This is a genomic window from Labilithrix luteola, from assembly GCF_001263205.1.
In the GTDB taxonomy this organism is placed as follows: domain Bacteria; phylum Myxococcota_A; class Polyangia; order Polyangiales; family Polyangiaceae; genus Labilithrix; species Labilithrix luteola.
Window position 1 is genome coordinate 10,878,271 of sequence record NZ_CP012333.1, and the last position, 19,468, is coordinate 10,897,738.

Genomic DNA, 19,468 nt, shown 5'->3' on the forward strand with positions numbered 1-19,468 from the left:
GACATCATGACGTCATGATGTCTCGAGAACAAGCGCGAGCGGACTGATTTGCTTCCCTCACGCCAGACACGCGCTCGTCGGGAGCGTCAGGTCGAGGGGCGCGTGAAGCGCTTCACGACGTCGGAGCAATCGGGGAATCGTTCGAGGAGCGCTGCGCGGCCGGGCATTTCGAAATCGGCGAAGTCGAAGCCGGGCGCGACGGTGCAGCCGCAAAGAGTGAAGCCGCGGGAGCCCTTCGAGGGAATGGCCGCTTGCCAGACGCCTGCCGGAACCACGCGCTGCGGGAGCTGCCCTGCGCCGAGGTCGCGACCGATCAGTTCGACGCGATGTCCTTGGTCGTCGATGGTGTGCAGTTCGAGCGGGTCGCCGTCGTAAAAGTGCCAGACCTCGTCCGACTTGACGCGGTGAAGCGCCGAGAAAACGCGGGTGGGCAGCAAGAAGAAGATCGCCGTATGCGCCGCGCGCGGTGCGCCGTGCGGTAGCCCCTCGAGCACGAGGGAACCTCGGTGGGTCTCCCGGAAGAAGCCGCCCTCGGGATGAGGTTCGAGACGGAGCTTCTCGACGAGCTCGGCCGCTTCCACCGCCATCGGCTTGGGCTTGCCGTTGGTCTGAGCCGCGCCGGCCGTTTTCACCCTGCCGATCCCCTGGAATTGCGGCGGGGGCCGACCACCCTTGGCACGCGCAAGGTTCTGGTGAGTCACCCACATGTTCTCTCGCGCACGCTTGCCGTCGAACTTCGAAGCCACTGGTCGTCTCCCGCTGCGCTCCTCTTACCGGGATCCGTGGCACAAGCAAGTGCGTGGCGTCCGCCAGCTCGAGAACGTCCCGAGACGAGCAGCCCCACGACGTGCGCAAGGAGCGCTTCAGTTGCCGTCCGAACGACCCCAGTAGAACTCGCGCGCCTCGAGGAGCGCGACGACCTCCTCGATCGACGCGCCGATGGCGATCGTTTCGGCGACGGCACGACCATTCTCGAACGCCTGCACCGCGGCCTCGTCGAGCGAGTGATAGACAAGCTCGTCGACTCCCGCGCAGCGTGCGGCGACGATTTGCGCGGCGGCCATCAAGACGCGATCGCCACCGAACGCGCCCGTTCCCCAATGGCCGGTGTGGATACGCACGCGAGCTGCGCCCGATTCCTCCTTCGCAGCAACGAACGACGTCACGGCCGTATCGAGGATGTCTCGAATCTGATCGGACGAATACCGCCCCATGCCTTGCGGCGCGACCATCGCGATGACGTTCGAGAGCGGTCCCTCGTCGAGGCGCATCACACCTTGCGCCACCGCTTCGTCCGAGGCGCGCGAGAGCTGACGACCGTAGATACCGAACGGACGCGCGAGCTGGGGATTCGTGTCAATCGCGCACCAGCGCTCGACGTTGCGCACGAGAATCGGCGCGGGGCCATTCGTTGTTCGCGTGAGCGCTGGAATCGTGACCGCACCGCTGTCGAGCCAGCCTCGAACGCTGGCTAGGATCGGGTGCTCGGCCACCTGGATCTCGTCCTGCGCGAAAGCCGGGCCGCCATAAAAGGCGAAGAGATAGGTGTCCGCGAAGTTCACGTGCCACACGAAGCGGTCGCGCAGCGCTTCGTAGCGGAACGGCCCTGCCACACTCTCCACCGATACCATCGCGCCCACGGTCGCCTCCTCCGACGGCGCCCACTGCGAGACGACGAGCGAACCGCGAGGGATGCGCTCGACGCCGCCCGCTCGCTCGAAGATCACCCGCTTCTTCGCGTGATGGATCCGTGGAGGATGCTCACGCCAGAGGTCCGCCGCTTGACGTTCGAGACGCGCGAGGAGTCGAGCCATACCTCGAGCCTACCACGACAAAAAGTCGAATCAACCTTATCAACGGTCAAACGGCTTCACCCGCACCGGTGTCGATGCGAAGTGTCGGCATTCCCGCTAGGCTCGCTGCCATGCTTGGTCATGAAGGCATGCGGCTGATCGAGATCCTCTATTTCGACTCGTGCCCCGGCTGGCGAGGCGCTCTCGCGCGGGTGCAGCAGATCGTTGCAGAGAGCGGTCTGCACGATCGCGTCGAGGTTCGAACGGTGCCGATCGAGACGGAGGAGGAAGCACGCAGCCATCGCTTCATCGGATCTCCGACCGTACGGATCGACGGCCAAGACGTGGAGGCGGCCGCCGAGACGCGTGGCTCGTATGGACTCCAGTGCCGACTCTACGGCCACGGAGGCCGCTTCGAGGGGCTTCCGCCCGTCGACGTGATTCGCGTGGCCCTGGGCCTCGCTCCGCTCGATTCACCGAGCGAGTCGCCGAGCCAGACGTGCTGCGCGCGCCGGTGAATGAGCCTCGCAGGTCTCGCGCGACGAGACCGGCTTCAGTTGAAGTCGACGTCCCATGGGGCGACGTCATCGTGCGGTTGTCGAGCCACCGCGAAGAGCTCCAGCCGCCCCGCCGCGTCGTTCTCGACCACCACCACGGCCTGCATGACGCCGGACGGCGACGTCGAGCGCTCCACGTGGAAGCGAAGCGTGAACGGAACGCGGAAGTCGGGGCGATACGGTGCGCCTTCATCGACCGACGCGAGCTTGGCTGACACAACCGCGCCCGTAGGAAATGTCAGCTGGAAGGACTGACCAAGGAGCGGACGGAAATCCGCGGCGGACGCCGTAGCGAGAGCGATAGGCACGGTCAGCCTGCAGCCGTCACGGCGACGTACATCGTGCCGCTCTCGAGTGGGCAGAGCGCGTAAGGCACGCCGGGCTTACCGTCGATCGTTCGCGCCGTGATGCGCGTGAGGTAGGTGCCCTCCCCGTCGTAAACGACGACCGACCCGGCGAACGCGTCGGCTACCCAAGCGCGGCCTTCGGTGTCGAAGCGGACCGCGCGCGGGCCGACGAGCCGACCGTTGCCGCTCGTCCCGTAGCTACCGGTGAAGCGTCCGCTCGCCGAGAACACCTTCACGCTCGCGCTGCCAGCGTCGACGACGTGCAAGGCGCCATCGGCGGCAAGCGCAACACTGGACGGACCATTGAGTCCGGCGCCATCGGTGCCGAAGCTCCCGATCGTTCGCTGCGCGCGTCCGTCCTTCGAAAGCACCGAGATTCGGTGGGCATTCGACTCGGCCACGTAGATGGCCCCATCGCCGCCGAGCGCCAGGTCGACGCCTCGTTCGGTCGACGCGAGCGTGCCGAGCGAGCGACCGGTCGCATCGAACGCCTGGAGGCGCTCGTTGCCCAGCTCGAGGACGAGGAGGCGGGTGTCGTCGGTCCAGATCGCCGCCACCGGACCGTTCAAATCGCCCACGGCTCGGGTCGGCACGCGGTTGGTGTCACCAATTCGGGTGACACGAATACCGTTCAGGCCAAGAACATCAACGTAGTTCCTTTGAGTTCCAACTTCGGCGCTGCGTCCGTCCGCGGCGAATGCCCGCACGGCGGTGCCCGCAATCAAGGCGTCCGGGCGAGGGGCGCGAGTGCCGTTCGCGCCTTCGTTGCCCTTGAAATCCGGGCGAACCGAAGGGTCTTCGGTCGCTCCGCCACACGCGGTGAGGGTGGCAAGTCCTGGAAGCCAAACGCCGGCTGAACCAAGGGCGGCAAGCTTCATCCACTCGCGACGGAGCATTCGAGACATGATGACGACATTCTAACTTGAATAGAGTCGACGCAAGGGGGATTCTCCAGCTTCGATGGGCACACCGTACCTGGGCGAGATTCGCATCGTCTCTTTCTTCTTCGCTCCGAAGGGTTGGGCCCTGTGCAATGGGCAGCTTCTGTCGATCAACCAGAACACGGCACTCTTCTCGCTCCTCGGCACCACGTACGGCGGCGACGGTCGGACGACGTTCGCGCTTCCGAACTTCCAGGGGCGCATGCCGATCCACTTCGGCAACGGCTACACGCAGGGGCAGGCTAGCGGCGAGGCGGCGCATACCCTCGTGCTCAGCGAGACGCTGCACGGTCATCTCGTCACCGGAATGACCGGACCGCGCGTGGTCACGAATCCGGCGAATGCCGTGCTCGCCAGCGGCGACACGTTTGGCGCGGGTCCCCCAACGGCCACGCTTGCGGCGACTGCGGTCGATACGGCCGGAGGCGGTCAGCCGCACCAAAACATGCAGCCGTATCTCGCCCTGAACTTCTGCATCGCCCTGCAGGGGATCTTCCCCTCGAGGAACTGACATGAGCACTCCCTACGTCGGCGAGATTCGGATGTTCGCGGGCAACTTCGCCCCCGCAGGCTGGATGCTTTGCCAGGGGCAGATCCTGCAGATTTCACAGTACGCCGTGCTCTATAACCTGATCGGCGTGACGTACGGCGGCGACGGCGTCAACACGTTCGCGCTGCCCGATCTTCGCGGACGAGTCCCCATCCACATGGGCACGAACGCAGGCGTAACGTACCCGCTCGGACAGCAGGCCGGCGTCGAGTCGGTCACGCTCACGACGTCGCAGCTCCCGACGCACACGCACGCGTGGAACGTCGTCGGAACCGCCGGCTCGGCGGACACCGCGAAGCTGCCCAACGGCTATCTCGCGAACGGCAGCGCGCTCTCGTACGACAACAACGCCGCGTCGGCGCGAACGGCGCTCGGCACCTCGACCATCGCGCCGACGGGCGGGAATCAGCCGCACGAGAACATGGCGCCGTTTCTCTGTATCAACTTCATCATCGCGCTCTTCGGCGTCTTCCCAAGCCAAACATGACCGACCAATACGTCGCCGAAATCCGCATGTTCGCAGGCAACTTCGCCCCGTACGGGTGGGCGCTCTGCAACGGACAGCTCCTTCCGATCAGCCAAAACACGGCGCTGTTCTCGCTGCTCGGAACGTTCTATGGGGGTGATGGGAAGAGCACCTTCGGCCTTCCGAACCTCCAAGGGATGACGCCCCTCGGGTTTGGTCAGGGCCCGGGCCTCAGCGACCGCGTCCTCGCCGAGACGGGAGGCACGCAGACGGTCACCCTGAGCGACCTCCAGTTGCCTAGCCACACGCATACGGCGCGTGCGAGCACCGCGGCGGCGAATACGGGCGACCCATCGAACGCTTTGCTGGCCGCGACGGCGGCAGCGAACCCGCTTTACGTGGGCTCGAACGCGAGCGCGCTGACCATGAACCCAGGCACACTCCCTCCAGTCCCCGGGCGACAACCGCACAACAACGTCCAGCCCTATCTCGTGGTGAATTTCATCATCGCGCTCAACGGCATCTTCCCGCCGCGCGGCTGACACCATGACGCCGGGGCACGTCTCGACTCGCGCAGCAACGGACGAGGACCGCGCGTTCTTGTTTCGTCTGTTCGCGACGACACGAGAACGTGAACTCGCGTTCCTGCCATTGCCGCCCGCCGCGAAAGAAGTGTTCCTGCGCCAGCAGTTCGACGCGCAGACGCGTGACTACGCCTCACGCTACGCGAGCGCCGAGCACGCCATCGTCACGCACCACGACGCCCCGATTGGACGCGTGTTGATTCATCGCGGTCACGACGAGCTCCGCCTGGTGGACATCGCGCTCCTCCCCGAGTATCGGCGCCAGGGAATTGGAACGCGGCTCGTCGGCGTGTTGATCGCCGAGGGGCGCGAAAAGAAGCTGCCCGTCCGGCTCTCGGTGCTCACCACGAGCGAGGCGATGCGGCTCTACGAACGACTCGGCTTTCTTTCCGCCGCGGAGAACGACGCAGAGAGCGTCTATCGAACGATGGAGTGCCCGGTATGACTCGAAACGTTTCGCCCGCCGCGCGCCTCGCGTTCGTAGGGATGCTGTCTTGTGCGCTCGTGAGCGCGTCGTTCGTGCACCCCGCCTTCGCGAACGGCGTGGACACGTGCGGCTCCCCCGCCCCTGTGCTCACGACCGCGGGCGATACGGGCGACACGACGGGCAAGGCGAACGACATCGCGAGCGTCCCCCTCGGTTGCAACGGCAACTATCTGAGCGTCGCCGGCCCCGAGGTCCTCTACCGATTGATCCTGGGCACGGGCAACGCGGTGACGATCACCGTCACGCCGTCGGCGGGCTACGACCCATCGATCTATCTGCTCTCGACGTGCGGAGACGGCGCGACGTGTGGCAATGGCTGGGGCGCCGACAAGGGCCTTGCAGGCCAGGCCGAGACGCTCACGCTGAGCGGGGTTCCGGCAGGGATTTACTACCTCGCCGTCGACTCGTTCTTCCCGGCGAGCGATCCGCAGAGCAAGGGTACGTTCACGATCACCGCGACCGGCAACTTCGGAACGATGGCCACGACGACCACGCTCACATCGTCGGCCGCGCCGAGCATGTTCGGGCAGTCGGTCACGTTCTCCGCCGCCGTGGACTCGACGATCGGTGCGCCGCCGATCGGCAGCGTGCAGTTCCAGGTCGACGGCACGAACACGCAGCTCGTCGCGGTGGACAACTCGGGCAAGGCCACCTACTCGACGAGCTCATTCGCGATCGGATCGCACACCGTCAAAGCAAGGTACGGCGGTCAAACGCCGTTCAGCACGAGCACCGGCCAAGTCACGCAGGTCGTGAGCCAGGCGTCTTCGACGACCACCGTCACGTCCTCGGCGAATCCCTCGATTGCCACGCAGAGCGTGACCTTCACGGCGCAGGTGGCCGTACCCGCACCCGGTGTGGCGACGCCGGCGGGAACGGTGACGTTCAAAGACGGCGCGACCACGCTCGGCACCGGCACCGTCGACGCCACAGGCAAGGCAACGTTCACGACTTCGAACCTCGCCGTCGGAACGCATTCGATCACCGCCTCGTACGGCGGCAACACGAACGTCGCCGCGTCGACGTCGGCTGCCATCTCGCAAGTCATCAGCGCGATCGGCGCGCAGATCAGCCTCGCGTCGTCGGCGAATCCGTCGCCGCGCGGCTCGAGCGTGACGTTCACCTCGACGGTCACGGCGGTCGGCGTCACGGCGAATCCGACGGGCACCGTGAGGTTCAAAGACGGCGCGACGACGCTGGGCACCGGAACGCTCACAGGGGGCACCGCGACGTACGCCACGGCGGCGCTCGGCGGGGGTTCGCATACGATCACGGCGACCTACGACGGCGATGCGAACTTCTCCGGCGGAGAGACCGCCTCGCTGATGCAAGACATCGACCCGACGGCGACGACGACGACGCTCGCGGCCACGCCGAATCCATCGACGACCGGCGCCGCCGTCACCTTCACGGCCACCGTCGCTTCGGGCGTGGGAACGCCGGTGGGAACGGTCACCTTCCTCGAGGGCACGGCGACGCTCGGCACCGGCACACTCAGCGCAGGCTCTGCCTCCTTCGTCACGTCGTCGCTCACGGAAGGTCCGCACACGGTGCACGCCGAGTACGCCGGCAACACGGACTACGTCGCCAGCAAGTCAGCCGAGCTCGTGCAGACGGTGAACGCACCCGTCGTCGACCCGGACGCCGGCACGAACGACGATGGGGGCATCACGAAAGACGCAGGCGGCAATGGCGATGGCGGCTCGACGAACGACGGCGGCAGCACGGCCGATGGAAGCTCGTCGGCGGGCGATGATGGCGGCAACGGTTCCGATGCCGGCACATCAAGCTTGAGCTCGGCGGAGGCCGGCGCCGACGATGGGTGCGGCTGCCGTACGGCGGGCGCGCCTGCCTCCACCTCTCTGTTCGGTGTCTTCGCGGCCCTCGGTTTCGTCGTGACGTGCGTACGTCGTCGTTCGAGCGCGCGACGAGCGAGCTGAAGCACGCAGCGCGCAAATCGCGCACCCCGATGTAAAAAGTGCGTAAGGTCCGCGACCCGGCCTACCACGCGGACATCACACGTCCGCACAGGTCCCGTCCGCGGGGGGCCCGCCCCCAAATTCGGACACTCCCGGGGGGATCGCGGGAAGGCTCCACCGAGACATGCAAGGCTCTGAATCGCGCTGGGGCATCTGGCCCTATGCAACGCTGCTTCTTCTTTCGGGATGCGGGGAGACGTCGAAGGCCGCTCCGGCTGCTCCGCCCCCGCCGACGGTTCTCGTCGCCCCGGTCGCGAAGCGTGACGTCACCATCGACATCGAATCCGTCGGCACGCTCGACGGCTACGTCAACGCCGACATCCGCGCCCGCGTGCGCGGCTTTCTCCAGTCGCAGAACTACAAGGATGGCGCCTACGTGAAGGAGGGGCAGCTCCTCTTCACGATCGACAGCTCCGAGTACGTCACGGCCATCCAGTCCGCCAAGGCCACGCTCGCCCGGGCCGAAGCGGGCCAGACGCACAACAAGGCGCAGCTCGAGCGTTACGAAGTCCTCGGACCGGCTGGTACCGTGTCGAAGCAGGAAGTCGAGAACGCCCAGGCGAGCAACGCCGACTCGCAGGGCGCCGTGCTCGCGGCTCGTGCGGCGCTTCGGCAGGCCGAGCTCAACCTCGGGTACACGCAGATGCGCGCCCCCGTGTCGGGCATCGCCGGCGTCGCGAGCGTGCGCGTCGGTAACCTCGTCGGACAGGAAGGGCCCACGCTCCTCACCACCGTTTCGCAGCTCGATCCGGTGCGCGTGAACTTCCCGCTCAGCGAGGTCGACTACGTCCAGAGCCCCGGCGGTTTGAAGAACCTCGAGAAGCGCGACGTGGCGTGGGCGAAGGCGCAGTTCCCGAAGCTCGACAAGGGCGAGCCCACGGAAGACGGCGACACGGGCGTGCAGCTCATCCTCGCCGACGGCAGCGTGTACCCCCATCGCGGGGTCATCGTCACCGCGAACCGCCAGGTCGACGCCACCACCGGCACGATCCTCATGCAGGCGCTCTTCCCCAACACGGATTCGCGCCTTCGTCCGGGCCAGTACGCCCGCGTGAAGGTCCCGCGCAGCGAAGCGGGCAAAGACGCGCTCCTCGTTCCGGAGAAGGCCCTCATCTCGGTGCAGGGCTCGTATTCCGTCGCCGTCGTCGGCAACGACAACAAGGTCTCGCTCCGCCGCGTCGAGCTCGGCCCCATCGCGGGCCAGGGCATCCGCGTCGTTCGCAACGGCGTCTCCGAAGGCGACAAGATCGTCGTCGAAGGAACGCAGAAGGTCACCGACGGTGCCACCGTCGTTCCCCAGCCTGCTCCGCCGGCTTCGGCGCAAGCGGCTCCGGGCGCAGCCCCTCCCCCGAGTGCAGCCACGGCTCCGGCCGCCAGCGCAGCGCCCGCGGAGAAGGCCGCTAGCCCGGCTTCCCACTGACCTAGAGGCATTTCATGTCGGAGTTTTTCATCCGCCGCCCGATCGTGGCGATGGTCATCGCGATCATCACCGTCCTCATCGGCGTCGTCGCGCTCTTCGGGCTGCCCATCGCGCAGTTCCCGCAGATTCTCCCGCCACAGATCAACGTCACCACGACCTACACGGGCGCGGACGCACTCACCATCGAGCAAGCCGTCGCCACGCCGATCGAGCAGCAGGTCAACGGCGCCGACCGCATGCTCTACGTGCAGTCGACGAACGGTAACGACGGCACGATGAACCAGGTCGTGACGTTCGACGTCGGCACCGACATCGACGTCGCCAACGTTCTCGTCAACAACCGCTTCTCGCAGGCGCAGCCGTTTCTTCCGCAAGACGTGAAGAACTTCGGCGTCACGATCAAGAAGTCGCTCGCCTTCCCCCTCATGGTTCTCACGCTCACGTCTCCGGACGGGCGTTACGAGCCGAACTTCCTGGCGAACTACTCGCTCATCAACATCAACGACGCACTTCTCCGCATCAAGGGCGTCGGCGACATCCGTAACCTCGGTTCGTCCGAGTACGCGATGCGCGTCTGGCTCAAGCCCGACGTCCTCGCGCGTCTCGGCATCAACGTCAGCGACGTCCAGAATGCGCTTCGCGCGCAGAACATCGTGAACCCGGCCGGTCAAGTCGGCGCCGAGCCTGCGCCCCCGGGCCAGCAGCTCACGTACACGGTGCGCGCGCAGGGCCGCCTCGTCGAGCCCGACGAGTTCGCGAACGTCGTCATCAAGGAGAACGCCGACGGCTCCACCGTCCGCGTCAAAGACGTCGGCACCGTCGAGCTCGGCTCGCTCAACTACCAGCAATACGGCACGCTCAACGGCAAGCCAGCCGCCGTCATCGCCGTCTTCCAGGCGCCGGGTTCGAACTCGCTCGAAGTCGCGGCCTCGGTCAAGAAGACGATGGACGAGCTCTCCAAGCGCTTCCCGGCGGGCATCGAATACAAGGTCACCCTCGATACGACCGCGTCGGTCACCGCCAGCATCGAAGAGATCATCCACACGCTCATCGAAGCCATCGTGCTCGTCGTGCTCGTGGTGTTCGTCTTCCTCCAGAGCTGGCGCGCAACGCTCATTCCGCTGCTGACCGTCCCGGTCTCGCTCATCGGCACGTTCGCGACGTTCCCGTTGCTCGGGTTCTCGATCAACACGCTCTCGCTCTTCGGTCTCGTGCTCGCGATCGGTCTCGTCGTCGACGACGCCATCGTCGTGGTCGAAGCTGTCGAACACCACCTCGAGCACGGCATGTCGCCGCGCGAGGCAACCTCCAAGGCCATGAAGGAGGTTACGGGCCCGGTCGTCGCGATCGCGCTCATCCTCTCGGCGGTCTTCGTGCCCGTCGCCTTCATGAGCGGCATCACCGGCCGCCTCTACCAGCAGTTCGCGCTCACCATCGCGATCTCCGTCTGTATCTCGGCCTTCAACGCGCTCACGCTCAGCCCCGCGCTCTGCGCGTTGCTCCTAAAGCCGCGTGGTGAGTCGAAGGGCATCCTCGGGGCCGCCGGTCGCGCCTTCAACCGCGCCTTCGGCAAGGCCACCGACGGCTACGTCGGCGTCAACCGCATCCTCGTTCGCAAGCTGATCATCCCGATCGCCATCCTCGGCGCCATGACCTTCGGCGCGCAGTTGCTTGGCAAGAAGCTCCCCACGGGCTTCGTGCCGGAGGAAGATCAGGGCTACGGCGTCGTCGCCGTACAGTTGCCCGAGGGCGCCTCGATGCAGCGCACGCGTGCGGTCTACGACAAGATCGCCGACGTGATGGGCAAGCAGAAGGGCATCAAGTACTCGAACGGCGTCGCGGGCTTCAGCCTCCTCACGCGCACCGCCTCGAGCTACAGCGGAACGCTCTTCTTCAGCTTCGAGCCGTGGTCCGAGCGCCATTCGCCCGACCTCACGGCCGCGGCCATCATCAAGAACCTCAACATCGCGTTCTCGAAGATCCCCGAAGCACGCATCTTCGCCATCTCGCCGCCCGCCATCCCTGGCATCAGCGCGCAAGGCGGCTTCAGCATGATGCTCCAGGATCGAAGCGGTCAGGACATGGCCTTCCTCGCGCAGAACGTCGGCAAGTTCGTCGCCGAGGCGAGCAAGAGGCCCGAGCTCACGCAGGTCCGCCCGAACTTCTCGCCGGCCGTTCCGCAGCTCTTCGCGGACGTCGACAAGGAGAAGGCGCTCAAGCAGGGCGTCGCGCTCACCGACGTCTACTCCACGCTGCAGACGTTCCTCGGCGGCGCGTACACGAACGACTTCAGCCGCTTCGGTCGCCAGTGGAAGGTCTTCCTCCAGGCCGACTCCAGCTATCGAACGAACGCGGACGACATCAAGAAGTTCTACGTCCGCAACAACCGCGGCGAGATGGTGCCGCTCTCCTCGATCGTCTCCATCCGCACCACGACGGGCCCCGAGTACACGGTCCGCTTCAACCTCTATCGCTCCGTCGAGATCTCCGGCGCGGCCGCTCCGGGCTACAGCTCGGGCCAAGCGCTCGCAGCCCTCGAAGACGTGGCGAAGAAGGTTCTCCCGCCCGAGATGGGCTACGAGTGGAACGCCCTCTCCTATCAGGAGAAGGTGGCCTCCGGCAGCTCGACGCGCATCCTCGGTCTGTCGCTCATCTTCGTCTTCCTCATTCTCGCGGCGCTCTACGAGAGCTGGTCGCTGCCCTTCAGCGTTCTTCTCAGCGTGCCGGTCGCCGTGCTCGGAGCGTTCTTCGGCCTGCTCTCGCGGCAGTTCGACAACAACGTCTATGCGCAGATCGGGCTCGTCATGCTCATCGGCCTGACCGCGAAGAACGCGATCCTCATCGTCGAGTTCGCGAAGCTCGAGCTCGACAACGGGCGCTCCGTCGTCGACGCCGCGCTCGAAGGCGCTCGCCTTCGCCTTCGTCCGATCCTCATGACGTCGCTCGCCTTCATCTTCGGTTGTCTCCCGCTCTGGAGAGCCGCCGGTGCAGGCGCGAGCGCTCGTCGCACGCTCGGTACCGTCGTCGTGTCCGGCATGGTCGCGGCCACGGCGCTCGGCATCTTCCTCATCCCCGCCCTCTTCGTCCTCGTCGAGAAGCTCTTCTCGCGAAAGAAGAAGACGACCGGTGGCGCACAATCGTCGCCGCCAGCCGCTCCGCACGAGCTCCCGCCCGTGCACGCCGATCCGATCTCGATGACCGGCGAATAGCCCCCCGATTCGATCGCCCCACATCGCGCAGTGTGCTCGCCCTCGAAGGCGAGCCACTGCGCGGTTTTCATTTGGGCCATCGCGAGCGCGACCTCCGCTGCATGGCGACAGCACGAAAGCGCTAAGAATGGCCCTCTCGAAGGTCAGACGGGAATCACGCCGCGCTTCTCCCGGCGGCCTCGGGGACGGACGCGTTGCAGGCGGCGGAGGCAGCCGTCGAGGCTGCGCGGCTCGACCTCGAGTTCACGCAAGTGCGAGCTCCGCTCGCGGGCCGCACCGGACAGACGCTGGTCGACGCCATACAGTTCACGGACGAGGGGGCGGGCGCAACCTCCTCCCTGCCCTCGCGCATAACTGCGGCCCAGCAAGGCCTTCGCTTCTGAAAGGAACCAAGCCATGCGAATCGGAATCATTGGCACCGGGGAAATCGGAGGCACGCTCACGCGCAGGCTCACTCGCCTGGGGCACACCGTGTCCATCGCGAACTCCCGCGGCCCAGGGTCGGCAGCTCCTGCTATCGCGTCGTTTACGCCGCCCGTTACCGGGTTTGGGCAGACCGTCACGTCCGGGCCGTCGAGACCGACCCTGGCCGATCTCGCGAAGGAGACCGGAGCGCATGCGGTCACGGTCACCGACGCCGTCAAGAAGGTCGACCTCGTCGTCGTGGCCCTCAACATGAAGAACGTGCCCGACTTGCCCCAGGGACTCTTCCGCGACGTGCCGAGCGACGTCGTCGTCGTCGACACGAGCAACTACTACCCCTCGTTTCGCGACGGCCGCATCGCGGCCATCGAAGAAGGGGGCACCGAGTCGGGGTGGGTTTCCAGCGTGCTCGGGCGACCCGTGGTGAAGGTGTTCAACAACATCACTGCGCACTTCTTGGCGGAGGGGGGCCGGCCGAAAGGAGCGAAGGATCGGATCGCTCTCCCCGTCGCCGGCGACGATGCCCGCGCCAAGTCCGTCGTCCTTGCCCTCGTCGACGAGCTCGGCTTCGACGGCGTCGACGAGGGATCGCTCGACGAGTCCTGGCGACAGCAACCCGGGACGCCCGTCTATTGCACCAATCTGGACGCGGACGGCGTCCGTCGCACCTTGCGCCAGGCCGATCGAGCGAAGGCGCCAGTGGAGCGCGAGCGGTCGCTGGCCGAGTTCGCGAAGCTGCCGGCAGGTTCGACGTCGCGCGATATGGTCCTCCTCCAACGTCGCCTCTTCGGCCTGTCCGTTTGAGCAAGCAGCGAGAACGCGCAGATCGGCATCATCGGCGTCGGACACATGGGTGAAACGCTGGCTCGTCGTCCTTGCATCAAACTGGAATGACGCCGCGCTTCTTCGAAGGGCGTTCGAGGCGCTTGTGGCGCGCGAGCTCGAGGCCCCAGGCGATGGCCTTGCGTGTGTCGCGCGGGTCGATGACCTCGTCGACGAGTCCCCAGCCCGCCACCTTGTAGACGTCGATGTTCTTCTGGATCTGATCGACGATCATCTTCTTGGCCTCGGGCGGCGGCTCTTCGGCGCCGAACAGCTTGCGCGCGGCGATGCCGACCATGCCTTCGGCGCCCATGACGGAGATCTCCGCGGTGGGCCACGAGACGATGAGATCCGGTTCGTAGGCGCGTCCACACATGACGTAGTAGCCCGCACCGTAGGCCTTGCGGACGACCACCGTGATCTTCGGCACCGTCGCCGCGCTCATCACGTGCAGCATCTTCGCGCCGTGACGGATGATGCCGGCGTGCTCGACCTTCGAGCCGACCATGAAGCCCGGCACGTCTTGCAGGAAGACGAGCGGCACGTTGAAGGCATCGCAGATCTGGATGAAGCGCGCAGCCTTGTCAGCCGCGTCGTTGTCGAGAATGCCGCCGAGCCAGTTTGGCTGGTTGGCGACGATGCCCACGCTCTTGCCGCCCATGCGCGCGAGGCACGTGATGATGTTCCGCGCGAAACGCGGCTTGATGTCGAAGATCTCGCCGTGATCCACGATGGATCGAATCAGCTTGTACATGTCGTACGGCTTGCGCGTCGACTCGGGCAGCAGATCGAGGAGCGACTCGTCACGTCGATCGACGGGATCGGTGACGGGGAACTCGGGCGGGATCTCGTCGCAGTTCGACGGGAAGTACGAGAGGTACTTTTTGGCCGCGTCGATGCACGCCGCGTCGCTCTCGAACTCGCCGTCTCCGACGCCGCTCACCTCCGAATGGATCTTGCTGCCGCCGAGCTCCTGCTCGCCGATGTCTTGCCCCGTGACCGCCTTGACGAGCGGAGGACCGCCGAGCGCGAGCGAGCCGATGTTCTTGACCATCGGCACGTAGTCCGCGAGGCCTGGAATGTAGGCCGTTCCGGCGGCTCCAGGCCCGACCATGGCCGCGACCTGCGGGACGACGCCACTCATCACGACTTGCTCGCGGAAGAGATGCCCGGAGCCGGCGAAGAGCGAGATCATGTCCGGATGGCTCGAGCCCGGATCGATCCGCGCGCCGCCGGAGTCGACGAGCCAGATCATGGGCCAGCGGCCGCGGAGGCTCATGTGGCGAAGGCGCGTGACCTTCTCCTCGCCTGTATACCCGATGCTGCCGCCTTTGACGGTGAAGTCGTACGCCGCGGCGCACACCATGCGGCCGTCGACCTTGCCGAAGCCGGTGACGACAGCGTCGGCCGGGGGCTTGTCGTTGCCGTCGGGTCCTGCGGCGAGGCCCATCTGCGTGCCGTGCGTTCCGATTTCGAACCACGCGCCGTCGTCGAAGAGGCGATCGAGCCGCTCGCGTGCGGTCAGCTTGCCTCGTTCGTGTTGCTTCTGGATCTTCGCGGCTCCGCCCATTTCGCGGATCTTCGCGCGGCGCGCTTCGAGATCGGCGATCAGCTCTCGCATGTTGGCCATCGGCAGCTCCTCTTTCCTCGTTGCGCTCGTCGTCTGCTCGTCGTCTCTCGGGGGGCGTTCGGATCAGCGACCGGTCCAGACCGGCGGGCGCTTCTCGAGGAAGGCCATCAGGCCTTCGCGGGCGTCGTCCGTCGCGAGGCACTCGGCGAGGCGCTCGCGCAGCAGAGGCAGCGCCGTCGCGAGGTCCTTGCCGTCCTGCGCCGTGAAAGCTCGCAAGCCGAGCGCGATCGTGATGGGGCTCTTCTCGGCGATCTCGGTGGTCATCGCGTCGACCGACTCGTCGAGCTGGGCAGCCGGCACCACACGATTGAGAAGCCCCGCCTCGAGCGCTTCGGTCGCGGTGAGCTTCTTGCCGAAGAGCATCATCTCGAGGAGCCGCCGTCGCGGCACGAGACGCTCGAGCACCGCCATGATCATCATGGGGAACAAGCCCACGTTGATCTCGGGCGTTCCCAAGACCGCCGCCTCGTGCGCAATGGCGAACGTGGAGGCGGCCACGAGCCCGAGGCCTCCCCCCATCGCTGGACCATTCACGCGCGCCACGATCGGCTTCTCGGTGCGCGTCATCGCGATCAGCAGATCGGCGTAGTCACCTTTCGGAGCGAGCTCCGAACCATTGCCGCCACTGGTCATCTGCGCGAAGTCACCACCCGCGCAGAAGGCGGTTCCCTCGCCCGTCAGGACGATCGAACGCACCGCGGCGGCTTCGTGGGCGTCGGCAAGCGCCCAGAGCAGCTCGTTGACCATCTGCGGACCGATCGCGTTGCGGCGCTCGGGATTGTGAAGCAGGATCGTGTAGACCGAGCCATGCAGCGAAACGCGAATGCGACCGTAACCGCGCTCGGGCAACGAGCGCGATGACGAGACGGGGTCGCTGCTCATACGGCCCCCGAGACGCGCGGCTCGGCCGGAGCGGGACGCGCGACCTTCGGCGAGAACTGGTCGAGCCCGAGGATCTGCTTGGCCTGCTCGACCGTCGCCACCTTGCGGCCCGTGTCGCGGCACATGCGTGCAGCGACCTCGATGAGCTCGCCGTTCGACTTCGCCATCGCGCCGTTCGGCAGATAGAGATTGTCTTCGAGGCCCGCGCGGATGTTGCCACCGAGCGCGAGCGCCGCGCCGATCATCCTCCACCCGCACTTGGAGATGCCGATGACCTCCCACTCGCTGCCGGGCGGCATGATCTTCGTCTGGAGCTGAAGGCTCTCGACGAGCGGCGGGATCCCGCCGAGCACGTTCACGATGAACGAGAACTGCAGGGGCTTCTTGAGAATCCCCATGTCGAGGAGCGGCCAGATGCCGTGCGTATGCCCAGTGTCGAAGCACTCGAGCTCCGGCTTCACGCCCGCGTCGTTCATCGCCTCGAGCAGCTTGATGATCTTCGCATAGGTGTTCGGGAAGACCATGTCGAAGACGAACTGCTTCCGGCTCTCGGAGTACTTCGAGTAGTTCATCGTCCCCATGTTGAGGGCGGCGATGTGCGGCCTCGACTCCGTGATGTACGTCGTCTGCTCGGTGACGTCGTCGAGGATGGTCCCGGTCGAGAAGTTGAGGAGGATCGGGCAGCGCTTCTCGATCTCCTCTTTGATCTTGGCGAAGACCTTGGGATCGAACGTGGGCGTGCCGTCGTCGTGGCGCGCATGGATGTGCACGACCGAGGCGCCGGCGTCGTACGCGCGCTTCGCCTCCTCGGCGATCTCGACCGCCGTGTACGGGATGTTCGGGTTCTGCTTCCGGTTGGCGAGTACCCCCGTCACGGCGCACGTGATGACGCACAGATCGGGATCGCGCACGTGCGTGGAGCCCACCTGCATGGTGCCGCCTTCGGACTGACTCATGTCACGCCTCCTCGGATTCGGTGTCGTCGCCGACTTTGTGACGAACGATCTGCTGTTTAACGCGGCGGGCGAGCTTCGTCATGATGCGCATCAAGTCGCGCATCTCCTGCGCGCTGAGGCTCTCGAGCGCGCTTCGGAAGATCTCCATCGGCTCGACGGGGATCTCGCGCGCGAGCTCGCGGCCCTTCGCGGTCAGTCGGATGAAGACGACCCTGCGATCCTCTTTCGAGCGCTCTCGCTTCACGAGATCTTCGCGCTCCATGCGATCGATGATCCCCGTCACCGTGCTGTTCTGTGCACGGATCTTGTCGGAGAGCTCGGAGAGCGACATGTCACCGATCTGCTCGAGCATCTTCACCACGGTGAGCTGCGGTCCCGTGAGATCCGCGCGGCGCGCGAGCTCCTTCGTGATGCGACGGCTCTCCGTGTAGAGGTAAATGATGGCCTCGAGGACCTGATCGACGTCGCTCTTGATATCGGAGCTGAGGGGACTCACGAAGAACTCACCGGCTGGCGAAAGGCTTGGCGGGAACGAACGCGCGAAACGCGAAACGCGAAATGCAGGCCTGAAAGCGCTGGATCAGGGCTCAGGCGCACGTATGCGGACAATATTTCGTGTACGAAATATTCATCCGTTCCGGCCGTTCGTCAACGGGGAGTCGATCGCGGCCGAGCGACCGCGACGGTGCGTGCAGGCGCGGGCGTGCGCCGCGGACCGCGCTTGGTCGTGCTCGGCTCGGGCAACGCGTACTTGCTCTGCAGGTACGCCTCGGAGAACTCGAAGTCCGCGTCGTGCGTCGGGCCGACGACCATGACGATTTCGGCGACCTGCGCGGACGATGGCGCCACCGATCGAAACGAGCAGCTGCTCGTAGGCGGCGACGCCGAGGTTCGGGTTGTCGCCACCGAAGTCGTACGTCCCGCGCGAGGTTCGATCGACCCGGAAGATGGCCTGGCCGGCTTTCTCCGAACGATGAAGGCGTGCGGCGACGTGTTCGCCGAGTACTCGGGCGAGGTGCACTTGGGCTGCGCGCCGAGGCCGCCGAGGAACGAGCAGAATTTCGACGAGCCGAGCCAGGTTCCCGTCGCTGCCGTCGTCGACGTCATCAGGCTCCAGAACGAGCCGGATCCGGAGTTGATCGCCGCGACGAACGCGATGAAGAAGTCCCCCGTCTGAACGTCGAAGTCCGCGTGGTTCGCGTTGGCGAGCTTCGGTCCTGATTCGAAGGCGACCGAAGGACGACCGGCAATGCCGTTCGCGACCACCGTCGGATAGACGGCGCCACCGCCGTTGAACGGGATTGGCATCGCCATGTGGACGCCTCCGTCGGGCGCGCCGCTGCCGCCGTCGGCCCAGCGCTCGGAGCTGTCGTTCCACGTGACCACGTCGCTGCCGACCGCCGCCTTCTCGAGAGATGCTGGGTGCTCTCGAGCCAGAGGCGAAGGCCTGGGAGCTTTCGCACGTCGTAAGGGGCCGGCTCCGCGTCGGTACCGGCATCCGGCGTCGCCCCGTCCCCGGAGGACGACGCGTCGGTACCGTCGGTCGTCCCCGGCTTCTGTCCGTCGAGCTCGCCCCCGTCGCCCGAGGGCGAGGACGGCGTCAGCGTCGGTGTGTCGTCTCCGACGCAGGCCGTCACGACGGCCGCCCCGGCGAGTCCGGCGAGCCCAACCAGCCCGAGCAGCCGACGGGACCGAATGCAGCGAGGAGGCGCACGAGGTTTCGCGGCCGCATCCGCCATTCGTATCGTGCTTCGGCTCTGCCGAGAACCGACCGCGGCTCGAGAAGCCGAGGTGCTGCACGGTCTCGCGGGGTTGCGGTACGATGACCAGGCGATGGAGCTGCTCGTCACGCCCAGGCTGACGCTCGAGCCGATCACCCTCGAGCTCGTCGAGGCCGTTTTTCGCGGCGATCGCGAGGCGCTCGAAGCGCTCTGCAAGGCGCGCGTTCCAGCCGCTTGGCCCGGTCGTGCCCTCGTCGAACGAGCGTTCAGCGCGTCGCTCGAAGCCATCCGCGCCGATCCCGCGACGCGCCTCTGGGGCGATCGTCTGATGATCACGCGCGGCGAAGAACGCCTCGTCGTGGGCAGCATCATCTTCCACGGACGGCCCACCGCCGAGGGCGTCGCCGAGGTCGGCTACGGCGTCGAAGAGAGCTGGCAGTGCAAAGGCATCGCCACGGAGGCCACGAGCGCTGCCGTGATGTGGGCCCTCGGCCAGCCCGACGTGCGACGGGTCAGTGCGACCACGCCGCCTTGGCACACCGCGTCAATTCGCGTCCTCGAAAAGTGTGGGATGTCGCGCGTCTGCGTCGAAGAGCACGAAGTCCTCGGTGAGGTTCTTCGCTTCGAACGGAACGCGTAGACGGCGCGTCGACACCACGTCACCTTCGCGCGGCGCATCTCCGCGATCCCCTGGTTTCTTG

Annotated in this window: 19 protein-coding genes; 10 read left to right on the top strand and 9 right to left on the bottom strand. The window is 66.3% G+C overall.

From position 1 onward, the window contains the following. Positions 1-86 precede the first annotated feature (86 nt). Positions 87-746: a cupin domain-containing protein gene (locus AKJ09_RS46845; protein WP_240488865.1), complete on the bottom strand. Its 660-nt coding sequence runs from the start codon at positions 744-746 to the stop codon at positions 87-89. Positions 747-863: 117 nt separating this feature from the next. Further along, positions 864-1,814 (bottom strand): hypothetical protein, encoded by a 951-nt coding sequence (locus AKJ09_RS46850; RefSeq protein ID WP_146654364.1) that lies wholly within the window; start codon positions 1,812-1,814, stop codon positions 864-866. Between the two features lie 110 nt (positions 1,815-1,924). On the opposite strand from AKJ09_RS46850, the gene AKJ09_RS46855 reads away from it, so the two are divergent. Next, on the top strand, positions 1,925-2,311 hold the full coding sequence (locus AKJ09_RS46855) for a DF family (seleno)protein (RefSeq protein WP_146654365.1): 387 nt from the start codon (positions 1,925-1,927) through the stop codon (positions 2,309-2,311). A gap of 35 nt (positions 2,312-2,346) precedes the next feature. On the opposite strand, the gene AKJ09_RS46860 is transcribed toward AKJ09_RS46855, so the two are convergent. Beyond that, complete coding sequence (locus AKJ09_RS46860; protein WP_146654366.1) at positions 2,347-2,658, bottom strand: DUF6916 family protein; 312 nt, start codon at positions 2,656-2,658, stop codon at positions 2,347-2,349. A gap of 2 nt (positions 2,659-2,660) precedes the next feature. After that, positions 2,661-3,602, bottom strand: coding sequence for an NHL repeat-containing protein (locus tag AKJ09_RS46865; RefSeq protein ID WP_146654367.1), 942 nt, complete (start codon positions 3,600-3,602; stop codon positions 2,661-2,663). A 55-nt stretch (positions 3,603-3,657) separates the two neighbouring features. Between AKJ09_RS46865 and AKJ09_RS46870 the strand changes: the two genes are divergently transcribed. From AKJ09_RS46870 to AKJ09_RS46910, 8 genes are all read left to right on the top strand, one after another. After that, complete coding sequence (locus AKJ09_RS46870; RefSeq protein ID WP_146654368.1) at positions 3,658-4,149, top strand: phage tail protein; 492 nt, start codon at positions 3,658-3,660, stop codon at positions 4,147-4,149. Position 4,150: 1 nt separating this feature from the next. Beyond that, a complete protein-coding gene (locus tag AKJ09_RS46875) occupies positions 4,151-4,675 on the top strand; it encodes a phage tail protein (RefSeq protein ID WP_146654369.1) in 525 nt (174 codons plus the stop codon). After that, positions 4,672-5,196, top strand: coding sequence for a phage tail protein (locus AKJ09_RS46880; protein WP_146654370.1), 525 nt, complete (start codon positions 4,672-4,674; stop codon positions 5,194-5,196). The genes AKJ09_RS46875 and AKJ09_RS46880 overlap by 4 nt, the downstream gene beginning before the upstream one ends. A gap of 4 nt (positions 5,197-5,200) precedes the next feature. Beyond that, positions 5,201-5,683 (top strand): GNAT family N-acetyltransferase, encoded by a 483-nt coding sequence (locus tag AKJ09_RS46885; protein WP_146654371.1) that lies wholly within the window; start codon positions 5,201-5,203, stop codon positions 5,681-5,683. Next, positions 5,680-7,665 carry an Ig-like domain-containing protein gene (locus AKJ09_RS46890; RefSeq protein WP_146654372.1) on the top strand — a complete coding sequence of 662 codons (1,986 nt, stop codon included), beginning with the start codon at positions 5,680-5,682 and terminating at the stop codon, positions 7,663-7,665. The genes AKJ09_RS46885 and AKJ09_RS46890 overlap by 4 nt, the downstream gene beginning before the upstream one ends. 163 nt (positions 7,666-7,828) lie before the next feature. Further along, positions 7,829-9,124, top strand: coding sequence for an efflux RND transporter periplasmic adaptor subunit (locus AKJ09_RS46895; RefSeq protein WP_146654373.1), 1,296 nt, complete (start codon positions 7,829-7,831; stop codon positions 9,122-9,124). Between the two features lie 14 nt (positions 9,125-9,138). Beyond that, entirely contained in the window at positions 9,139-12,333 is a 3,195-nt protein-coding gene (locus AKJ09_RS46900) for an efflux RND transporter permease subunit (RefSeq protein ID WP_146654374.1), read from the top strand. 396 nt (positions 12,334-12,729) lie between these two features. Continuing rightward, entirely contained in the window at positions 12,730-13,560 is an 831-nt protein-coding gene (locus AKJ09_RS46910) for an NADPH-dependent F420 reductase (RefSeq protein WP_146654376.1), read from the top strand. 76 nt (positions 13,561-13,636) lie between these two features. Here the strand turns inward: AKJ09_RS46910 and AKJ09_RS46915 are convergent, their stop codons facing one another. From AKJ09_RS46915 to AKJ09_RS46935, 5 genes are all read right to left on the bottom strand, one after another. Continuing rightward, positions 13,637-15,208: an acyl-CoA carboxylase subunit beta gene (locus AKJ09_RS46915; protein WP_240488866.1), complete on the bottom strand. Its 1,572-nt coding sequence runs from the start codon at positions 15,206-15,208 to the stop codon at positions 13,637-13,639. Positions 15,209-15,271: 63 nt separating this feature from the next. Then, the gene (locus AKJ09_RS46920) at positions 15,272-16,090 is read right to left on the bottom strand and encodes an enoyl-CoA hydratase/isomerase family protein (RefSeq protein ID WP_146654377.1); all 819 of its coding nucleotides are present in this window, start codon (positions 16,088-16,090) and stop codon (positions 15,272-15,274) included. After that, positions 16,087-17,046, bottom strand: a complete 960-nt coding sequence (locus AKJ09_RS46925) for a beta-keto acid cleavage family enzyme (RefSeq protein WP_146654378.1) — start codon at positions 17,044-17,046, stop codon at positions 16,087-16,089. Before AKJ09_RS46925 ends, AKJ09_RS46920 begins: the two co-directional genes overlap by 4 nt. A gap of 1 nt (position 17,047) precedes the next feature. Further along, complete coding sequence (locus AKJ09_RS46930; protein ID WP_146654379.1) at positions 17,048-17,542, bottom strand: MarR family winged helix-turn-helix transcriptional regulator; 495 nt, start codon at positions 17,540-17,542, stop codon at positions 17,048-17,050. Positions 17,543-17,694: 152 nt separating this feature from the next. Further along, complete coding sequence (locus AKJ09_RS46935) at positions 17,695-18,432, bottom strand: hypothetical protein (protein ID WP_146654380.1); 738 nt, start codon at positions 18,430-18,432, stop codon at positions 17,695-17,697. 447 nt (positions 18,433-18,879) lie between these two features. On the opposite strand from AKJ09_RS46935, the gene AKJ09_RS46940 reads away from it, so the two are divergent. Beyond that, complete coding sequence (locus AKJ09_RS46940) at positions 18,880-19,407, top strand: GNAT family N-acetyltransferase (protein ID WP_146654381.1); 528 nt, start codon at positions 18,880-18,882, stop codon at positions 19,405-19,407. Positions 19,408-19,468 lie beyond the last annotated feature (61 nt).

Coding starts and splice junctions, on each gene's coding strand:
- AKJ09_RS46875 (WP_146654369.1), top strand. CDS start 4,151: ATGAGCACTCCCTACGTCGGCGAGATTCGGATGTTCGCGGGCAACTTC.
- AKJ09_RS46850 (WP_146654364.1), bottom strand. CDS start 1,814: ATGGCTCGACTCCTCGCGCGTCTCGAACGTCAAGCGGCGGACCTCTGG.
- AKJ09_RS46940 (WP_146654381.1), top strand. CDS start 18,880: ATGGAGCTGCTCGTCACGCCCAGGCTGACGCTCGAGCCGATCACCCTC.
- AKJ09_RS46880 (WP_146654370.1), top strand. CDS start 4,672: ATGACCGACCAATACGTCGCCGAAATCCGCATGTTCGCAGGCAACTTC.
- AKJ09_RS46885 (WP_146654371.1), top strand. CDS start 5,201: ATGACGCCGGGGCACGTCTCGACTCGCGCAGCAACGGACGAGGACCGC.
- AKJ09_RS46910 (WP_146654376.1), top strand. CDS start 12,730: ATGCGAATCGGAATCATTGGCACCGGGGAAATCGGAGGCACGCTCACG.
- AKJ09_RS46865 (WP_146654367.1), bottom strand. CDS start 3,602: ATGTCTCGAATGCTCCGTCGCGAGTGGATGAAGCTTGCCGCCCTTGGT.
- AKJ09_RS46920 (WP_146654377.1), bottom strand. CDS start 16,090: ATGAGCAGCGACCCCGTCTCGTCATCGCGCTCGTTGCCCGAGCGCGGT.
- AKJ09_RS46900 (WP_146654374.1), top strand. CDS start 9,139: ATGTCGGAGTTTTTCATCCGCCGCCCGATCGTGGCGATGGTCATCGCG.
- AKJ09_RS46895 (WP_146654373.1), top strand. CDS start 7,829: ATGCAAGGCTCTGAATCGCGCTGGGGCATCTGGCCCTATGCAACGCTG.
- AKJ09_RS46915 (WP_240488866.1), bottom strand. CDS start 15,208: ATGGCCAACATGCGAGAGCTGATCGCCGATCTCGAAGCGCGCCGCGCG.
- AKJ09_RS46890 (WP_146654372.1), top strand. CDS start 5,680: ATGACTCGAAACGTTTCGCCCGCCGCGCGCCTCGCGTTCGTAGGGATG.
- AKJ09_RS46925 (WP_146654378.1), bottom strand. CDS start 17,046: ATGAGTCAGTCCGAAGGCGGCACCATGCAGGTGGGCTCCACGCACGTG.
- AKJ09_RS46855 (WP_146654365.1), top strand. CDS start 1,925: ATGCTTGGTCATGAAGGCATGCGGCTGATCGAGATCCTCTATTTCGAC.
- AKJ09_RS46870 (WP_146654368.1), top strand. CDS start 3,658: ATGGGCACACCGTACCTGGGCGAGATTCGCATCGTCTCTTTCTTCTTC.